Here is a 1,106-nt window from a genome sequence, read left to right on the forward strand (position 1 = left end):
TGCCTGATTGAAACTCACTCCTGGAGTACCGTTAAGCTCGACCGCAACGGCTTACAGTTTTTCTATCGCTATACCCTAGACAAGCAGTGGGAGTGGCTAAACATCGTCAGGCCACCTCGCACTAAAAAGTTACCCGATGTCATCACGGCCCCTCAGATCGCACTGCTCATCACCATGACTCGCCAGCGCCGCTATCAGGTCTTTTTCCTGACGTTATATTCTATGGGGCTTCGACTCGGTGAGGCGCTTAACCTGACCGTTCAAGATATTGATGCACACACAATGCAAGTGCACATTCGAGATGGTAAAGGGGGCAAAGACCGCTTCGTTCCTCTGCCACTTCGAACGCTGAACGCTTTGCGTGCCTACTGGACAACGCATCGGCACCCTAAGCTCCTTTTCCCTGGAAAGGAGTCATGCCTACCGTCCCTATGGATCGAGGCGGCGTGCAAAAAGCGATGAAAATGGTGCTCAAGGACTGTGGGATCAACAAACCCATCTCGCCTCATTCGCTGAGACACTGTTTTGCGACCCACCTACTTGAGCAAGGAATGGACTTGCGTTCGTTGCAGATCTTACTTGGGCACGCCAGTCTCAACACCACTGCCCGTTACACCCGCATGACCCAACTAAAACAAAAGGATGTGGCGTTAGCCATCAATCAACTGACCGATGCACTGATCATTATGTGGGAGGGAGTATGAGCACCTTTATCGACCTGCTTCGCGCTCATAAAGCTGAGCTTGAACGTCACCACGGCCATCGAATAACCGACGACATGCGTATAGCCATGCACGCGATGCTACGATGTCAGACTGAGAAGCTAGGACAATCTCAATGGTACTGTGCTCATTGCCACTTTGATGACCGGCGGCCACTCTCTTGTGGGCATCGCCACTGCCCGCAGTGCCTACACCGCACCACCTCAGACTGGTTAAAGAGACAAAAGCAGAAGTTGTTGCCCGTTCATTACTTTATGGTGACCTTCACCTTACCCTATCAACTCAGGCCACTGGCACGCAAAGCCCCCAAAGCACTCTACAGTGCGATGTTCCAAGTCGCCGCTGGTGTGCTAAAAAGCTTTGCTCACAGACAGAGCAGAGGCG

At 52.3% G+C, this 1,106-nt stretch carries 1 protein-coding gene and 1 pseudogene; both read left to right on the plus strand.

The features are described from left to right. Positions 1-704, plus strand: a pseudogene (locus ST37_RS17380) (tyrosine-type recombinase/integrase); the annotation flags it as partial. After that, positions 701-1,106 (plus strand): transposase zinc-binding domain-containing protein (locus tag ST37_RS17385; RefSeq protein WP_172401026.1); only part of this gene is annotated, 406 nt, incomplete at its 3' end. The pseudogene ST37_RS17380 and the gene ST37_RS17385, both read left to right, overlap by 4 nt.

It is taken from the genome of Vibrio sp. qd031 (genome assembly GCF_002100145.1).
Taxonomy (GTDB): Bacteria; Pseudomonadota; Gammaproteobacteria; order Enterobacterales; family Vibrionaceae; genus Vibrio.